The sequence below is a fragment of the Amycolatopsis stemonae genome (assembly GCF_054781455.1).
The window spans coordinates 569,320-585,502 of the sequence record NZ_BAAGUJ010000005.1 but is presented as its reverse complement, the minus strand read 5'-3'; the positions used below and the strand labels follow the sequence as shown (position 1 = coordinate 585,502).

Genomic DNA, 16,183 nt, shown 5'->3' with positions numbered 1-16,183 from the left:
GGTGGTCGGCATCAAGGACGTCGCGAGGCGCGCGGGCGTCTCGATCGGCACGGTGTCCAATGTGGTCAACCGGCCGCACGTCGTCGCGGCGGCCACGCGCAACCGGGTCCTGTCGGTGATCGAGGAGCTCGGCTACGTGCGCGACGAGTCCGCGCGGCAGCTGCGCGCCGGGCGGAGCCGGATCATGGGGCTGCTCGTGCTCGACCTCGGCAACCCGTTCTTCGTCGACGTCGCCCGCGGGGCCGAGCAGGCCGCGCACGCCGAAGGCCTCAACATCATCACCTGCAACAGCGGCCAGCGGCCCGACCTCGAGGCGTCCTACCTGGCGATGTTCGCCGAGCAGCGGGTCCGCGGGGTGCTGCTGAGCCCGGTCGCGACGTCCGGTGAGGCCCTGCGCGCGTTCCGCCGCAGCGGCACGCCGTACGTCTTCGTCGACCGGAAGGCCCCCACGTCCGAGGCGAGTTCCGTGGCGGTGGACGACATCGCGGGCGGCGCGCTCGCGGCCCGCCACCTGCTGGAGACCGGCCACCGGCACATCGCGTTCGTCAACGGCCCCGCGATCCTCGCCCAGTGCCGCGACCGCGAACAGGGCCTGCGCACGGCGCTGGACGGCTCGGCGGTACAGCTGACGGTCCTGGAGGCGATCGGCCTCGACGTCTCCTCGGGCCGCGACGCGGGAGCGCGCCTGCTGGGCACGATCCCCCGCCCGACGGCCGTGTTCTGCGCGAACGACCTGCTGGCCCTCGGCGTCCTGCAGGCGATGGTCGGCGCGGGCGTCCGCGTCCCGGACGAGATGGCGATCGTCGGCTACGACGACATCGAGTTCGCCGGCGCGGCGGCGGTCCCCCTGACCTCGGTCCGCCAGCCGGCCCAGCGCCTCGGCCGCACGGCGGCGGAACTCCTCCTGGCCGAGACGGCGGACACGACGGTGGAACGCCAGGCAGTGGTGTTCGCCCCGGAACTGGTCGTCCGCGAGTCGACCCGCGTGCGCCGCTGAAATTACGTCACGAAAATCGTTTGCCGGCGCGTGAAAGACTGTCGGCCATGGGGGCGCGCGCGTGACGGACAGGTGGGTGCGGCTGCAGGCCGTCGCGGTGTCGGGTTCGGCCGCCGAAGGGCTGATGCTCGCGGCGCTTCCGCTGCTCGCCGTCTCGGTCACCACTGATCCTCGCGAGATCTCGCTGGTCAACGTGGCCGGGCAGGCGCCGTGGCTGCTGCTGTCGCTCTTCGCCGGGGTGCTCATCGACCGCGTGCGGCGGACCGCCGTGCTCGCCTGGGCCTACGCCGTGCAGGTGGGGGCCGCCGTCGTGCTCGCCGTGGTCGCGTCCGCCGGATTGCTCAGCCTGCCCGTGCTGCTCGTCGTCGCCTTCGTCGTCACCACCGCGCAGGTGCTCGGGGACGGCGCCAGCGGGGCGCTCGTGCCGGAGATCGTGCCGCCGGACCGCCTCGCCCACGCCAACGCTCGGCTGCAGGTGATCGACCGGGGTGTCGTGCAGTTCGTCGTGCCGCCGCTGACGGGGTTCCTGATCGCCGCCGGTGCCGGGGCGCCCGCCTGGCTCGCCGCGGCCTGTGCGCTGCTCGCGGTGCTCCTGACCCGCCGCATCCCGTCGAAGTCCGTGGTGGCCGCGAGCACCCATCCGCTGCGGGACCTTTCGGCCGGGCTGCGGCACCTGGTGCGGACTCCGCTGCTGCGGTCGATCACGCTCAACGTCGCGCTCGGCTCGTTCGCCGCGAGCGCGGGCACCTCGATGTTCGTGCTGTACGCGACGCAGGTCCTGCACGTCGGCTCGGTCGGCTACGGCCTGCTGCTGGCGTGCCTGGCCTTCGGCTGGATCGCCTCGTCGTTCGTCGTGCAGCAGGTCGTGGCCCGGATCGGCTACTCGTGGTCGATGCGGATCGGGCAGAGCTTCGGGGTGGTGGCGCAGCTGCTGCTCGCCGTCCTGCCGCCGTGGCCGCCCCTGATCGGAGTCGTGCTGATCTCCCTGACGGCGACCGTGCTGCTGTGGAACGTCTGCTCGCAGTCCAGCCGCCAGCGCTTCACCCCGGCCGCGCTCCTCGGCCGGGTCCTGACCAGCCACCGGGCGCTGGCCTGGGGTCTGACGCCGTTGGGCGCGCTGACCGGCGGCTTCGTCGCGGCGCACTTCGGCCTGCGCGCGGTCTGGGTGGTCGCGGCGGCGGTCCAGGCGGTCAGCGCCGTGCTCGTGTGGTTCACGCTCTCCCCCGCCGCGTTCCGCCGGACGGAGCTGGCGATGGCCGAGGCCACGGGCTGAAGCCGGGTGGCGCACCGGGTCGGGGCACCGGCACGCCACCCGGACGCCTAACCGCCCAGGGCCAGCGCCACCGCGCCCAGCAGTGCCGCGTCCTGGTCGAACCGCGCCGAGACGAGCTCGGGCGGGAACGGCACCGCGTGCGCGAGCCGGTCCGCCAGGGCCGGCAGCAGCACGTCCGCCGAGCGCACCAGCCCGCCGCCGACCGCGATGCGCTGCGGGTCCAGCGCGATCGCCAGGTTGGCCACGTGCATGGACAGCTCGTCGAGCGCCGCCGTCACCAGCTCCTTGGCCTCGACGTTTTCCTTGGCCAGGGCGAACAACTCGCCGGCGGTAGCCGGACGGCCGAGCAACGTGCTCGCCCGGCCGCCCAGCCCACGCCCACCGACGGCTTCCTCGAGCGGCGCCGCTCCGCTCGCGAAGCCCTCGGTGTCCTGCGGCGAGAGCAGGTTGTACCCGATCTCGCCCGCAGCTCCGTTGGCGCCGGTCAGCAACCGGCCGCCGACCAGCACCGCCGCCGCGATGCCGGTGCCCAGCGAGAGGAACACCGCCGGGTCGGCCCCGGCCAGCGCACCCCACCGCCACTCCGCCAAGGCCGCCGCCTTCGCGTCCGTGCCGACCGAGACCGGCACGGCCGGGAACTCCGCGGCCACCAGCTCCGCCAGGCGCAGCTGCTCCCAGCCCGGCACGTTGGGCGCGAGCAGGATGCGGTCCGGCAGCACGATCCCCGGGCTGACGACGCCGATCGCGGTGGGGGCTTCGCCCGCCTCGGCCAGGAGGGCCCTGGCTCCGGCGAGCGCCCGCACCACCACCTGCTCGGCCCCCGCCTGCGCGTCGGTGTCCAGCCGGCGCGTGGCCAGCAGGGTCCCGTCGTGGCCGGCGAGCCCCAGCGCCACCTTCGTGCCGCCGAAGTCGATCCCGAGAACCCGTTCCTCAGTCACTCCCGAATCCCCTCGATCTGCGGCGCGACGGCCGCGTCCCCGTGGTGGCCGTACCCGCCGGCCGCCGGCACCACGATCCGGCCGGTGTTCAGCCCGTCGACGCTGATCACCGGCGCCGCGCCACGCAGGTCGGACGCCTTGTAGGTGACGGTCAGCGTCTGCGACTCACCCGGCCACAGCGTGATGTCGTTGTCGTCCCAGGTCGCGTTCACGAGCTGGTTGTCGCCCGGTCCCTCGTGCCCGTCCGGCGTGCCGCGGCGGACGTCGGCCCGCAGGAAGAACGCCGCGCCCGGCGTCTTCGCCGTGTTGGTCACGGTCACCGTGGTGACGGTGTCGCCGCCGTTCGAACGCGTCGACGCGACCGCGCTCACCTGCGACTTCGGCAGGTTCTGCAGGGCCTGCAGGTTGCCGTACTGCGCAAGCGTCGCCTGCGGGTTGCCCAGCGTCTTGCCCCAGTCGACGACGTCCTTCTGCGTCGAGAGCCAGTAGACGTTGCGGTCGACGACCTTCCCGCCCTGCTTGACCTGCAGCTCGACGAAGTAGACCTGTGCGGGCGCCGGCGCCTTCGTCTCGGCCGGCACCTTCGGCTTGAGCACCCCGGTGCGCACGCCCTGCGAACCCAGCGAGAGCCCGGACGCCGTCTGGTCGTCGAGCACCTTGCCCGCCGTGTCGAGCACGCGGGCCTGCACCGAAAGCCCGGACTGGGTGGCCGCGCCGAGGTTGTCCAGGGTAACGGACCCGTTGTCGTAGCCGTAGATCGCGTGCAGCGGCTTGTTCGCCTTCTTCGCGCCGAAGAACGCGCCCGCCTGGTCGCCGTCGTCGTTGTAGAGCGACCACAGCAGCGTCGGCCAGCCCTTGTTCAGCTGCCAGTAGACGACGCCGGTCGACGGGTTGTTCCGGTCGGTCGAGTGGTGCAGGAACGCCTCGAACTGCGAGCGGGTGTTCTCGTAGTTGGCGATGTTCGCCAGGTCCACATAGGACTTCAGCGAGTTCCACTTCCCGTACCGCTGGGTGATCGACTGGTCCAGCGTGAACAGCGTGCCGAACGCGTAACCGCCGTGGTCGGGCTCGAAGTTCGCGTGGTACTGGTTGTAGGCCGGGTCCTGCCACAGCTTCGCCTGCTCGGCCGGCGAGAGGAACCGCTTGATCGAGTCGAGTGTCGGCACGGTGTGCCCGGCGCTCTGCTCGCTCGCGAAGCCCCACGAACCACCCGCGTTGGTGCGGCTGTCGTCGGAGGCGTCGAAGTGCGAGGTGTCGTACCAGTAGGACGGCGGGACCCAGTCGTACGGGCCTTCCTTCTCCCCCGAGTTGCCCAGTGTCGGCGTGCTCTTGTACTCCGCCGAGGCGATCACCGGGACCTGAAAGTCCTCCTGCTTGAAGGCGCTGAGGACGGCCTCCTCCTGGTTCGGGAACGGCTCGTTGTCACTCCAGCCGTAGTTGAACACGCTGGGGTGGTTGCGTTCGCGCTGCGCGATGCTGACCGACGAGTCGTGGATGATCCGCAGGTCCCGCTCGCCCAGCTGCGCGGCGGTGTCGGGCTGCCAGGCGTCACAGCAGATGAACCCACCGATCACCAGCAGGCCGGCGCGGTCGGCCTGGTCGTAGAAGTCCTGCGGCATGTCGTGGCCCTCGAGCCGGACGCCGGACAGGCCCATGTTCTTGATCAGCGCGATCTGGTGCGCGGTGTCGGCGGAGTCGTAGCGCAGGAACAGGTCCGGGGCGAACCCGCCGCCGCGGAACACGAAGTCCCTGCCGTTGACGGTGAACTGCCGCGCGCCCGCGGGCAGCGGCGCGGACTTCCCGACCAGGCGCGAGGTCACCGTGCGGATGCCGAAGGTGCTCTTCGACGACGTCGACAGCACGCCGTCCTGCGAAACCGCCGTGCTCAGCGTGTACAGCGGCTGGTCACCCATCGAATAGGGCCACCAGACCTTCGGCTGCGCGATCTTCACCGGCGCGAACGTGACCGTCTGCTTGGTGTTGGCCGGGATCGTCGCGCGCTGGTGGACGACGACCGGCGCGCCCGACGGCGGGGTGATCGTCGCGGCGACGTCGCCGGTCTGCGCGGTGGCCGTGTCGTTGGTGACGTCGACCTTCACCGTCAGCTTCGAACTCGACAGGTCGGGCGCGTTGTCCTGCACGACGTGCGCGTTGTCGCCGGTGAGCGCGTCGCCGACCTGCAGGGTCGGCGCGAACTGGATGCCGGTGTCGTTGTCCGGCGGGATCTGGCCCCAGTCGACCTGGTCGAGGGTGTACATCTTCAGCGGGTTGTTCGGGTAGACCTTGATCGCCAGGGTGTTCTTGCCCGGCTTCACCAGCTTCGAGACGTCGAAGGTGTGCCCGGCGAACGCCCCGCTCACGACGTCCTTGGTGGCGACGAGCTTGCCGTTCACCCAGACGTCGCCCTCGCCGACGATGCCCGGGATGGTCAGCTTCGCGTGCTGGCCGGCCTTGATGTCCGGGGTGAAGTCGGTGCGGTACCACCACGGGTCGGAGAACGGCTTCGTGACGACGGGGCCGAGCTTGTCGACGTACCCGAAGCACTTGCGCATGTTGTCGGAGTAGAAGACGTCCGGGCACTTGCCGTTCTGGACGAGTGCGGTGATCTCGGTCCCGGGCGCGCCCGCGTCGTCCGGCTTGACCGGCAGCCAGCCCTTCGTGGCGTAGCCGGGCGTGGAGACCTGGTCACCGCCGTCCTTGACGTTCGCAGTGGTGAGCACCTGCCAGCCCTGCAGGCCGATCGTGCTGAGGCCGTGCGGCTTCGCGACGCCGGTCTGGGCGGGCTCCTGCGCCGAAGCCGGCGCGGTCACGCTCAGCACCCCGGGGACCAGGAGGAACGCGGCGATGGCGGCGAGTTTCTTCGTCATGCCGGGGCTCCTTCGGTGCCGGCGAAGGCTTCCTTGATCTCCTTGGGCCCGAACGGCCAGGTGTGCTCGGCCTTCGCGTAGCCGAGGTACGCGAGCGCGCCGACGGCGATCCAGCCCAGCGACAGCCCGATCGAGAGCCAGGTCGCGGAGACGTAGATGTAGACCCAGCCGACCAGCGCGAGCAGCGTCGGCACCGGCCACAGCCACTGCTTGTACGGCCGTTTCAGGTTCGGCTGGCGGCGGCGCAGCGTGAAGATCGCCGCGACCTGGGCCAGCGACTGGATGATGACCAGGGTGGCGACGGCGGCGTTGATGACGTCGGTCAGCGTGAACAGCGAGCCGATGATCGTGATGGCGCCCATGGTGAGCACGCCCGCGGTCGGCAGGTTCAGCTTCGGGTGCAGCTTGCCGAACATCGGCAGGAACACCTTGTCCCGTGCGGCTTCGAAGGGCACGCGCGAGCCGCCGAGCAGGCCGGCGAACACGGAGCCGATGGCCGCGACGACGATGAAGACGGTGACGACCTTCGCCGTGACGGTGCCCCACGCCTGCTCGAGGACGCTGGAGGCGACCGAGGTCGCGCTCTTCAGCTCGTCGAGCGGGATCGAGCCGAGGACGCCCACCTGCAGCAGGAAGTAGAGGCCCATGATGCCGAGGATCGAGTAGATGATCGAGCGCGGGATCGTCCGGCCGGGCTCGCGGACCTCGCCGCCGAGGTAGGCCGTCGTGTTGTAGCCGAGGTAGTCGTAGATGGCGATGATGAGGCCGGCGCCGAGGCCGCCCCAGAAGGTGCCGTCACCGGCCGAGCTGAACGCGCCGGGCGTGAAGGCGAACGCCTGCGCGCCGCTGAAGTGCGAGAACGCCGCGACGATCGTGGTGAGGACGGCGATGAGCATGACCACGAACAGGACCGTGGTGAGCTTGCCGATCTGGCCGATCTTGCGGAACAGCGCGGCCACGATGACGAGCGTGATGGCGACGCCGATGATCTTGCCCAGCGGGGTCGTGCCCGCGTCGTCGGTGACGCCGGGGATCAGGTAGCCGAGGTACTGGACCAGGCCGATGATGCCGGTCGACATGATCAGCGGGATGAACAGCACCGCGCTCCACACGAACAGGAACGGCATCAGCCGCCCGGAGCGGTACTGGAACGCCTCGCGCAGGTACAGGTAGGTGCCGCCGGCGCCCGGCATCGCGGCGCCGAGCTCGGCCCAGATGAGCCCGTCGGCCAGCGCGACGATCGCCCCGATGATCCAGCCGAACATCGCCTGCGGGCCGCCCATCGTGGCGACCATGGCCGGAATCGTGACGAACGGGCCGATTCCGCACATCTGCGTCATGTTGATCGCGGTCGCCTGCAGCGGGCCGATCTTGCGCTCAAGGGCCGGTTGCGCGGGAACCGCCGCTCCGGGGTCCCCTGAACGAGTGGGTGAACTCACGGCGTGCCTCCGTCCAGTAGTTAGTAAAGTTTCTTAACATAGAACGTGGTGGGCCGGAAGGGTTCCGCCGGTAAACTTGCGGCAACGCAGGAGGATGTGTGGGGCAAAACGGGCCGCAGGTAGGAACACCGGCGAACATGCGGGCGCTGAACCAGCGCCTGGTCCTGGACCGGCTGCGCGCGCAGGGCGAGGCGACGCGGCCGCAGATCGCGGCCGACACCGGACTGTCGAAACCGACGGTGGGACAGGCACTCCTCGATCTGGAGCAGCACGGATTGGTCCGAACCACCGGGCACAGCCTGGCCGGACCGGGCCGCGCGGCGGTCGTCTACCAGGCCGCGCCGGACGCGGGCCACGTCGTCGGCGTCGACATCGGACGGCGGGCGATCCGGATCGCCGTGGCCGACCTCGAAGGCAGCATCGTCGCGCGGCTCGACGAGCCCAACCGGTGCCGCTCCGCGAGCGCTTTGGTGCGCACCGTAAGCGAATCCGTCGAACGCGCGATCGCCTCGGCCGGGCTGAGCGCCCACGACGTCGTCTCGACGGTGGTCGGCACGCCGGGCGTCCCGGACCCGGCGACCGGGACGGTGCACCGCGCGCCGAACCTCCCGGGCTGGGAGCGGCGCGGGCTGCTGCACGAGCTCGTCGCGGCCCTGGCGGGCGCCGGCTCGGACGTCGTCGTGGAGAACGACGCGAACCTGTGCGCGGTGGGCGAGCACGCCCTCGGGGCGGCGCTGGGCGTCGACGTCCTGGTGTGCCTGACGGTCGGCACGGGCATCGGCATGGGCCTGCTGGTGGACGGCCGGCTGTTCCGCGGCGCCCACGGCGCGGCGGGCGAGATCGCGGACCTGCCGTTCGGCCCGCTCCCCGCGGGCGCGGCGCAGAGCCGTCCGGGCCCGATGGAGACGGCGGCGGCGGGCCAGGCGGTGGTCGAGGCGGCCCACGCGCTGGGCCTGACGAGGGCGCGTTCGGCCAAGGACGTCTTCGGGCTGGCCCGCGCCGGGGACGCGCGGGCCCTGCAGGTCGTCTCGGAGGAGGCGGAGAAGCTGGCGTACGTGGTGTCGGCGGTGACGGCGGTGCTCGACCCCCGCCTGATCGTGCTGGGCGGCGGCATCGGCGGCAACGCGGACCTGCTGGTGGCACCGATGCGGCAAGCGCTCGCGGCGACGGTCCCGGTGGTGCCGGAGATCGTGGCCGGCCAGCTCGGCGAGGACGCGGTCCTGGCCGGAGCGATCGCCACGGCCCTGGGGACGGCCCGGGACCTGGTGTTCGACCGCCGGGGCCTGCGGCGCGCGGCCGAGGCCTAGTCCGACGGTTCCCGCGGGGTCACGATCGGCGGCGGTACGCACCCGCCCGGCCGCGAACTCGCCGCGGGCAAGGCCGTCGCGGGCAAAGTCGCGCCCTGCAGCGCCCAGCGGGCAAGGTCCCCCGCAGGCATGGTCGCGCCGCAGCTCAGTCCGACGGGCCTCGCAGGGTCAGGACCACCCGCAACACGTACTCCACCGCCGTCGGGAAGGTCGCGCCGCGCAGTTCGTCGCGGTCGGCGAGGTTGCGGGCCGCGAACTCCAGTTCCCGCTCCAGGCCCCCGCGGCGGACGACCAGCGCGGCCAGGTCCTCCAGGTCGAGGTCGGGGTGGTCCAGACGCGTCAGGGCGAACTCGATCATGAGGTCTTCCGCCGTCATACCTCCAGTTTAGGCGCGGCGGCGACCGGCGGACCGCGTTCGCTGTATCACTCCGCCGGCCCTCATGCGAGCCCCGATGCGGTGATGACACCCTCGGAGCCCACCACCGTCAGCACGGACGACTGGGCCGTTAGACGGAGATTTCGCGCGAACGTGTACGGAACGCGAATACCCGGTAACGCGTCATGATCCGGTCAGTCATGATGCAGGACCACCCGATGGCGGATCGGAGGCGAAATGGGCCTGCACCGGCACCCCACGCGAGCCGGGCTCCGGCGCCCGCGCCACGCCCTGCCCGCCCGGTGGTGGCCTCCGGTCCTGGTCGCCGCCTCGGTGGCGGCCGTGATCCCCGGGGACTCCGTCGGCGGCCTGCTCGTCGGGACGAGCGTGCTGGTCGCCCTGACGGCCCTCGCCGCCGCCCGGCGCGTCCTGGGCCACGCGGCCGTGCACGTCGACCTGATCCTGGCCGAAGAGCTCAACCGGCACTGACCCGCAGCGCAGTCGACGAGGTGTGATGCGTCTCGCCGCATTACTGTACCGTCCAGACGGTATAGTAACTGGCATGACGACGACCCTTCCCTCCGCCATCGAGCCGTTGAGCCACCGGCGCCGCTGGGCGGCGCTGGGCGTCCTCGTCGGCGCCGTCCTGCTGCTCGCGGTCGACGGGACCGTGCTCTACCTCGCCGTGCCCTCGCTGACGCGCGAGCTCGCGCCGAGCGCCACCGAAATCCTCTGGATCGGCGACATCTACTCCCTCGCCCTGGCCGGGCTGCTGGTCACCGCGGGCAACCTCGCCGACCGGTTCGGCCGCAAGAAGGTCCTGCTGCTCGGGACCGCCGCGTTCGGGCTGGCCTCGGCGCTGGCCGCCTTCTCCCCCACCGCCGGCGTGCTCATCGTCGCCCGGTTGCTGCTCGGCATCGCCGCCGCGACGATCATGCCGTCGACGCTCTCGCTCATCCGGCACCTGTTCACCGATCCCCGCGAGCGCACCCGCGCCATCGCGATCTGGTCGGCCGGGTCCGGCGGCGGGATCGCGCTCGGGCCGCTCGTCGGCGGCGCCCTGCTCGAGCACTTCTGGTGGGGCTCGGTGTTCCTGATCAACGTGCCGATCGTCGCCGGGTTCCTGGTGGCCGGCGCGCTGCTGCTGCCCGAGTCGAAGAACCCGCACCCGGGCCCGTTCGACCTGCTCTCGGCCGGTCTGTCGATGGCCGCGATCGTCCCGCTCGTCTACGCCGTCAAGCACGCCGTCGGCTCGGGGATCGACACACCGGCAGCGGTCGCGGCCGCGCTCGGGCTCGCCGCGGGGACGGCCTTCGTCCGCCGGCAGCGGCGGGCCGCGCACCCGCTGATCGACGTCGCCCTCTTCCGCAACCGCGCGTTCAGCGGGGCCGTGCTCGCGGACTTCGTCTCGGTGTTCGCGCTGACCGGGCTGCTGTTCTTCTTCTCCCAGTACCTGCAGCTGGTGCGCGGGTTCAGCCCGATGCAGGCCGGTCTCGCCGAGATGCCGGCGACGCTGGCCTCGATCGTGGTCGTCGCCGCCGTCGGCGTGGTCGTCGCGCGGCTCGGCAAGGGCCGCGCGGTCGCGGCCGCGCTCGGCGTCGCCGCGCTCGGGCTGCTGCTGGTGGCGGTGACCGAACGGGCGTCGCACTTCGGCTGGCTCGCGCTGGCCCTGCTGCCGGTCGGGCTCGGTGTCGGGCTGGCCCTGACCCTGACCGTCGACTCGGTGCTTTCGGCCGTCCCGCGCGACAAGGCGGGTGCGGCGTCGGCGATCTCGGAAACCGCGTACGAGCTGGGTGCCGCGCTCGGCATCGCGGTCCTCGGCTCGGTGGTGACCGTGGTGTACCGCGCGTTCCTGCCCGCGGACGTCCCCGCGGCGGCGCGGGACTCCCTCGCCGGCGCGATGACCGTCCTGGACCCGGCTTCGGACCTGGCGCGGGCCGCCCGCGAAGCGTTCACCGGCGCCATGCAGGTAACGTCCGTCGCGGCCGCCGTCGTCACCGCGATCGCGGCGGTGATCGCCTGGCGGACCATTCCGTCCGGAAAGGACTGACATGCCTCGCAAGGCCGGGCGCAGCCCGGAGGAGACGCGCCGGGCCCTGCTCGACGCGGCCGGATCGGTCATCCGCACGCGCGGGATCTCGGCGTCGCTCGACGACATCGCGAAGGCGGCGGGCGTGTCGAAAGGCGGTCTGCTGTACCACTTCCCGGCCAAGGACGCCCTGGTGCGCACGCTCGCCCAGGACATCCTCGACACCTACCGCGCGGAGGTGCTGGCCGCCCTCGACCCGGCGGACCGGGCCCCGGGCCGCCTGACCCGCGCGTACGTCCGGGCGTCCCTGGACACCTCCTACGACGAGGTGGCCGTCCGCGAGAACATCGCCCTGGTCGCCCAGCTGATCTCGATCCCCGAGATAGCGGAGATCGCCCGCGCGGACGCGGAGAAGTGGAACGACGACCTCCGCGAGGACGGCCTCCCGGACCACGTGGTCACCCTGGTGATCGCGGCCGCGGACGGCGCGAGCACGGCCCCGCTGTGGGGCGTCGGCCTCGAGGTGGCGGCGGCGCGGAAGCTGGAAGAGCAGCTCATCGCGATGACCCTCGAGCCCTGACCCCGGCCTCTTTGTCAACCCGCTGTCAGTATTGGGAAATCACCACTCCACGGCCCCTACGGAAGTCGGCTCCCGGGACGGGGAACAACCGGTAAATTTTCGACAGCGCGCGCAAAACCGGCAAATCCCCGTCCCCCACGAGGAGTCTTCCGATGTCGAGGAAGTTCGCCCTGGCCGGCGCCGTTGCGCTCGCCTTGGCCGTTACCCCGGTCGCCGCGGGTACCGCGGTCGCCGCCACTTCGCAGGAGGCCGCCGTCACGACGGTCTACTACAGCACCGCCAGCGCGCCGTCGTTCCGGTCGGTCATCAACGCCGGCGCCGCCAACTGGAACCGCAGCGTGACCAACGTCAGGCTGGTCGAGAGCAACTCCGGCGCGAGCCTGCGCTACACCGAGGGCAACGACCCCCGCGGCTCCTACGCCCAGACCAACGGGCACGGCAGCGGCACCATCTTCATCGACTACACCCAGGCCCGCCAGTACAACCCGACCCGGATCGCGGCGCACGAGACCGGCCACGCCCTCGGGCTGCCGGACCACTACTCGGGCCCGTGCTCGGAGCTGATGTCCGGCGGCGGCCCCGGCCCGTCCTGCACCAACGCGGTCCCCAACGCCACCGAACGCAGCCGGGTGAACTCGCTGTGGGCCAACGGTCTCGTCGCGACCAAGCAGGCCGAACAGCGGATCTACGGCTTCTGACTCACGCTTCACTGAAACGGCCCCGGGGCGAGCACCCGGGGCCGTTTCCCCGTCAGTCGCGGGCAGGTTCTTCGGCCGCCGGCGACGGCTCGGCCAGGCGCCAGCCGCCGCGGCGGCGCAGCACCAGTGCGTAGTACGCCGACGCCAGCACGATGATCGCGGCCGTGACGATCAGGCTCGGCCGGCCCACCGCCGGGTCCAGCACGTTCTGGTACACCACGAACACCAGCACGACCAGCGCGAGCACGGGCGCGACCGGGAACCACGGCATCCGGTACCCCGCGTGCGCCGTCGCGCCGGTGCGGCGGCCGTTGATCGCGCCCAGGCACAGGGCCGCGTAGACCGCCACGATCGACGTGCTCGTCACCACCAGCAGCACCTGGGCGTCGACGTAGCAGAGCAGCGCCGCCACCACCCCCGTGCCGACCGTCGCCACCCACGGCGTGCCGAAGCGCGGGTGCACCGCCGCCAGGGCCCGGCTGACCGCGCCGGGCCAGGCGCGGTCGCGGCCGCTGCTGAACACCAGCCGGGAGCTGATCAGCACGATCGCCAGCACCGCGTTCATGATCGCGAGCGCCACCGCGAGGCTGAGCACCGTGTCGAGCGTGCTGCCGCCGCGGGCGGAGATGAAGGCGGACAACATGTTCTCCGCGCCGAACAGTTGCCCGAGGTCGGGCGCGCCCAGCAGCACCGCCGTCACCGGGACGAGTTCGGCGACCACCGTGATGCCGAGCGCGAGCAGGATCGCGCGAGCCAGGCTGCGCGGCGCGTCCTGGGTCTCTTCGCCGAAGTAGACCGCCGAGCCGTAGCCGTTGTAGGCGAACATCGCCACGGCCACCGCGATCGCGATGGCGCCGACCGTCGCCGGGCTGCCGTCGGCCGCCACCGGGTGCGCGACCAGGTCGGTGAACGGCCGCGCGGGGTGGATCAGGCCGAGCGCGCTGACCACGACCAGCGCCAGGATCTCGATGGCGAGGAAGATCCCGGTGACCCACGCGTTGAGCTTGATGTCGAAGACGCCGACAACGGCGGCCAGCACGCACGTCGCGGCGGCGACCGCCGGACCGGGCAGGCCCGGCCACAGCACGCTCAGGTAGGTCCCGGCGCCGAGTGCGATCACCGCGACGATGAGCACCTGCGTGATGATCATCAGGCCCAGGACGGCGAAGCCGGGCAGCCGCCCCAGGGTGCGGGCGACGATCGCGTATTCCCCGCCCGCCAGCGGAAAGGCCGAGGCGAGCTCCGCGTAGACGAACGCCATGAACACGCCCACGACCGCGGCGGCCGCGAAGCTCAGGAACGCGCCGGTCCCGGCGCCGGTGAGCACCCCCGGCGCGATGATGAACACCGACGACGCGGGGCTGATCGCCGAGAGCGTGATGAGCAGGGTGCCGAGGGTGCGCAGGCCGCGGCGGAGGGCGGGGGTGGTCACGAGCGGGCCTCCAGTTCTTTGAAGCTCCTTCGAACAACCAGGTGACCACGCATCAAAGGCGCTCCAGGCAGACAAGTCAAGGGCTTGTTTTTTCCGAAGATCCTTCGAAGAATGACCGGCATGGCACGACCGAGCAGGGCCCCCGAGCGGCGGGCCGAGCTGATCGCCGTGGCGCGGCGCGCCGTCGTCGAACGCGGGGTCCTCAACCTGCGGCTGCGGGACATCGCCGACGGCGCCGGCCTGTCGTCCGGCTCGGTGCTCTACTACTTCCCCACCCTGGCCGACCTGCTGCGGGAGGTGCAGCACGAGGCCGTCGAGCGGTTCTGCACCACGCGCGAGCAGGCCGCGGCGGGCGGCTCGCCGCGTGACCGGCTGGTGGCGACGATCCGCAGCGGCCTGCCCACCGGGCCGGACGACGAACTCTGCGTGCTGCTCTACGAACTCGGCACGATCGCGCGGCGCGACCCGGCCTACGCCGCCCGGCACATCTCGCTGTACGAACGGCAGGTGCGGATCTACACCGGCATCCTCGAAGCCGGCGCGGCGAGCGGCGAGTTCACCCTGACCGCCGACGCCGTGGCGATCGCACGCAACCTCGTCGCCCTCGAAGACGGCTACGGCCTGCACCTCACCCAGGCCGTGCCGACGCTCGAACGCGCCACCGCCGAAGCGATGCTGCTCTCCTACGCCCGCACCGCCACCACCCGGGAGGACCTGTCATGACCCGTGCCCGCGACCTGGGCATCACGCTGCCCGGCCGGCCCGGCACGCACAACGCGCTCACCGACATCCCCGGCGTCGAAGTCGGCTACACGACGCTCGTCGAAGGCGAGGCGGTGCGCACCGGCGTCACCGCGATCCTCCCCCGCGGCCGGGCGGACTTCGCCGTGCCGTGCGCCGCCGGGACGTTCTCCCTCAACGGGAACGGCGAGATGACCGGCACCGCGTGGCTGGCCGAGACCGGGTCACTGAGCCTGCCGGTGCTGATCACCAACACCCACGCCGTCGGCCCGTGCCACCGCGGCGTGATCGACTGGGTGGTGCGCGAACGCCCCGACGTCGCCGCGGAGTGGCTGCTCCCGGTGGTCGCCGAGACCTGGGACGGCTACCTCAACGACATCAACGCCCCGACCATCCACAGTGGACACGCGGTGGCCGCGCTCGACGCCGCCGGGTCCGGCGCACTCGAGGAAGGCTCGGTCGGCGGCGGCACCGGGATGACCTGCTACGGCTTCAAAGGCGGCACCGGCACGGCGTCCCGGGTCGTCGCCCACGGCGCGGACGAGTACACCGTGGGCGCGCTCGTGCAGGCCAACTTCGGCAGCCGCCGCGAGCTGACGGTCGCCGGCTCACCCGTGGGACTCTCGCTGACGGACGACAATCCGATGGAGGACTGGGCGGCGCCGGCCGGGGCGGGCTCGGTGATCGTCGTGCTCGGGACGGACGCGCCCCTGCTGCCCGGCCAGTGCACCGCGCTCGCCCGCCGCGTCCCGCTCGGCCTGGCCCGCACCGGCACGACGGGCTCGCACTTCTCGGGCGACCTGTTCCTGGCCTTCAGCACGGCGAACCCGGGCGCGCTCACGAGCACGTTCCCCCGCACGGCCGAAGCCGAGTACGAAAGCCTGCGGTTCGTGCCGTGGGGCCGGCTCGACCCGTTCTTCGAAGCCGTCGTCCAGGTCGTCGAGGAGGCCGTGCTCAACGCCCTGGCGGCCGGCCGTGAGACGACCGGGCGGCTCGGCCACCGCGTACCCGCCGCGCTCAGTGCGCTGTCTTCAGGGCGATGACGCCCAGGCCGAGCCCGACGAGCACGACCACGAGCAGCAGCTGCTTCCACCACGGCAGGCGCGTGCGGCGCACGGCGAGCAGGGCGAACAGGCCCATCTCGGCCACGAGCAGCCAGACGCTCGCCCAGATCGCGGTCCGGAGCCGGAGCACGCCGAGCGCGCCCGCGACGAGCAGGACGGCGGGCAGCACGGCCGCTTCGAGGATCTGACCGCTCGCCCGCAGCAGCAGGCGGACGTCGGCGCGTTCGCCGTCGGCGTCGTGCAGGGCGAGGTGCGAGACGTACTCGGCGAACAGGCTCGCGGCCCAGATCCCGCCGGTGGCGATCGCGAGGTCGAGCAGCGCGGCCCAGCCGCTCAGGGGTTCGCCGAGCCGCCCGGCGAGCAGGAGCAGGGTGCTCAGGCAGGTGATGCTGCCGTAGGCCCGTTCTCGCAGCACGGCGGCCAGGTGTTCGGGACTGCGCAC

At 72.1% G+C, this 16,183-nt stretch carries 15 protein-coding genes; 9 read left to right on the top strand and 6 right to left on the bottom strand.

What is annotated here, in order from left to right:
- Window position 1: 1 nt before the first annotated feature.
- Complete coding sequence (locus ACYVLJ_RS22175; protein WP_460440116.1) at window positions 2-997, top strand: LacI family DNA-binding transcriptional regulator; 996 nt, start codon at window positions 2-4, stop codon at window positions 995-997.
- Between the two features lie 61 nt (window positions 998-1,058).
- Entirely contained in the window at window positions 1,059-2,270 is a 1,212-nt protein-coding gene (locus ACYVLJ_RS22170) for an MFS transporter (protein WP_460440115.1), read from the top strand.
- Between the two features lie 47 nt (window positions 2,271-2,317).
- Here the strand turns inward: ACYVLJ_RS22170 and ACYVLJ_RS22165 are convergent, their stop codons facing one another.
- The 3 genes from ACYVLJ_RS22165 to ACYVLJ_RS22155 are packed head-to-tail and all read right to left on the bottom strand — an operon-like array spanning window position 2,318 to window position 7,514.
- Window positions 2,318-3,208 (bottom strand): ROK family protein, encoded by an 891-nt coding sequence (locus ACYVLJ_RS22165; RefSeq protein ID WP_460440114.1) that lies wholly within the window; start codon window positions 3,206-3,208, stop codon window positions 2,318-2,320.
- Window positions 3,205-6,075, bottom strand: coding sequence for a glycoside hydrolase family 2 protein (locus tag ACYVLJ_RS22160; protein WP_460440113.1), 2,871 nt, complete (start codon window positions 6,073-6,075; stop codon window positions 3,205-3,207). Before ACYVLJ_RS22160 ends, ACYVLJ_RS22165 begins: the two co-directional genes overlap by 4 nt.
- A complete protein-coding gene (locus ACYVLJ_RS22155) occupies window positions 6,072-7,514 on the bottom strand; it encodes an APC family permease (protein WP_451981462.1) in 1,443 nt (480 codons plus the stop codon). The genes ACYVLJ_RS22160 and ACYVLJ_RS22155 overlap by 4 nt, the downstream gene beginning before the upstream one ends.
- Window positions 7,515-7,651: 137 nt before the next feature.
- Between ACYVLJ_RS22155 and ACYVLJ_RS22150 the strand changes: the two genes are divergently transcribed.
- Window positions 7,652-8,821 carry an ROK family protein gene (locus ACYVLJ_RS22150; RefSeq protein ID WP_460440112.1) on the top strand — a complete coding sequence of 390 codons (1,170 nt, stop codon included), beginning with the start codon at window positions 7,652-7,654 and terminating at the stop codon, window positions 8,819-8,821.
- Window positions 8,822-8,966: 145 nt separating this feature from the next.
- Here the strand turns inward: ACYVLJ_RS22150 and ACYVLJ_RS22145 are convergent, their stop codons facing one another.
- Window positions 8,967-9,197 carry a hypothetical protein gene (locus tag ACYVLJ_RS22145; protein WP_451981456.1) on the bottom strand — a complete coding sequence of 77 codons (231 nt, stop codon included), beginning with the start codon at window positions 9,195-9,197 and terminating at the stop codon, window positions 8,967-8,969.
- Between the two features lie 237 nt (window positions 9,198-9,434).
- Here ACYVLJ_RS22145 and ACYVLJ_RS22140 point away from each other — a divergent pair, with 237 nt between their 5' ends.
- The 4 genes from ACYVLJ_RS22140 (at window position 9,435) to ACYVLJ_RS22125 (ending at window position 12,504) form a co-directional block, all read left to right on the top strand.
- A complete protein-coding gene (locus ACYVLJ_RS22140) occupies window positions 9,435-9,686 on the top strand; it encodes a hypothetical protein (protein ID WP_460440111.1) in 252 nt (83 codons plus the stop codon).
- A 73-nt stretch (window positions 9,687-9,759) separates the two neighbouring features.
- Window positions 9,760-11,247, top strand: a complete 1,488-nt coding sequence (locus ACYVLJ_RS22135; protein ID WP_460440110.1) for an MFS transporter — start codon at window positions 9,760-9,762, stop codon at window positions 11,245-11,247.
- A 1-nt stretch (window position 11,248) separates the two neighbouring features.
- Window positions 11,249-11,806 (top strand): TetR/AcrR family transcriptional regulator, encoded by a 558-nt coding sequence (locus ACYVLJ_RS22130; protein WP_460440109.1) that lies wholly within the window; start codon window positions 11,249-11,251, stop codon window positions 11,804-11,806.
- A gap of 152 nt (window positions 11,807-11,958) precedes the next feature.
- On the top strand, window positions 11,959-12,504 hold the full coding sequence (locus ACYVLJ_RS22125; RefSeq protein ID WP_460440108.1) for a snapalysin family zinc-dependent metalloprotease: 546 nt from the start codon (window positions 11,959-11,961) through the stop codon (window positions 12,502-12,504).
- A 52-nt stretch (window positions 12,505-12,556) separates the two neighbouring features.
- On the opposite strand, the gene ACYVLJ_RS22120 is transcribed toward ACYVLJ_RS22125, so the two are convergent.
- Window positions 12,557-13,936 carry an APC family permease gene (locus ACYVLJ_RS22120; RefSeq protein ID WP_460440107.1) on the bottom strand — a complete coding sequence of 460 codons (1,380 nt, stop codon included), beginning with the start codon at window positions 13,934-13,936 and terminating at the stop codon, window positions 12,557-12,559.
- Window positions 13,937-14,056: 120 nt separating this feature from the next.
- Here ACYVLJ_RS22120 and ACYVLJ_RS22115 point away from each other — a divergent pair, with 120 nt between their 5' ends.
- Window positions 14,057-14,659 (top strand): TetR/AcrR family transcriptional regulator, encoded by a 603-nt coding sequence (locus ACYVLJ_RS22115; protein WP_460440106.1) that lies wholly within the window; start codon window positions 14,057-14,059, stop codon window positions 14,657-14,659.
- Entirely contained in the window at window positions 14,656-15,720 is a 1,065-nt protein-coding gene (locus ACYVLJ_RS22110; protein WP_460440105.1) for a DmpA family aminopeptidase, read from the top strand. The genes ACYVLJ_RS22115 and ACYVLJ_RS22110 overlap by 4 nt, the downstream gene beginning before the upstream one ends.
- Here ACYVLJ_RS22110 and ACYVLJ_RS22105 read toward each other — a convergent pair.
- A complete protein-coding gene (locus ACYVLJ_RS22105) occupies window positions 15,695-16,183 on the bottom strand; it encodes a hypothetical protein (protein WP_460440104.1) in 489 nt (162 codons plus the stop codon). The genes ACYVLJ_RS22110 and ACYVLJ_RS22105 overlap by 26 nt on opposite strands.

Excerpts from the sequence above, each read along its gene's own strand:
- ACYVLJ_RS22135 (WP_460440110.1), top strand. The coding sequence starts at position 9,760 with ATGACGACGACCCTTCCCTCCGCCATCGAGCCGTTGAGCCACCGGCGC.
- ACYVLJ_RS22125 (WP_460440108.1), top strand. The coding sequence starts at position 11,959 with ATGTCGAGGAAGTTCGCCCTGGCCGGCGCCGTTGCGCTCGCCTTGGCC.
- ACYVLJ_RS22115 (WP_460440106.1), top strand. The coding sequence starts at position 14,057 with ATGGCACGACCGAGCAGGGCCCCCGAGCGGCGGGCCGAGCTGATCGCC.
- ACYVLJ_RS22160 (WP_460440113.1), bottom strand. The coding sequence starts at position 6,075 with ATGACGAAGAAACTCGCCGCCATCGCCGCGTTCCTCCTGGTCCCCGGG.
- ACYVLJ_RS22110 (WP_460440105.1), top strand. The coding sequence starts at position 14,656 with ATGACCCGTGCCCGCGACCTGGGCATCACGCTGCCCGGCCGGCCCGGC.
- ACYVLJ_RS22145 (WP_451981456.1), bottom strand. The coding sequence starts at position 9,197 with ATGACGGCGGAAGACCTCATGATCGAGTTCGCCCTGACGCGTCTGGAC.
- ACYVLJ_RS22130 (WP_460440109.1), top strand. The coding sequence starts at position 11,249 with ATGCCTCGCAAGGCCGGGCGCAGCCCGGAGGAGACGCGCCGGGCCCTG.
- ACYVLJ_RS22150 (WP_460440112.1), top strand. The coding sequence starts at position 7,652 with ATGCGGGCGCTGAACCAGCGCCTGGTCCTGGACCGGCTGCGCGCGCAG.
- ACYVLJ_RS22140 (WP_460440111.1), top strand. The coding sequence starts at position 9,435 with ATGGGCCTGCACCGGCACCCCACGCGAGCCGGGCTCCGGCGCCCGCGC.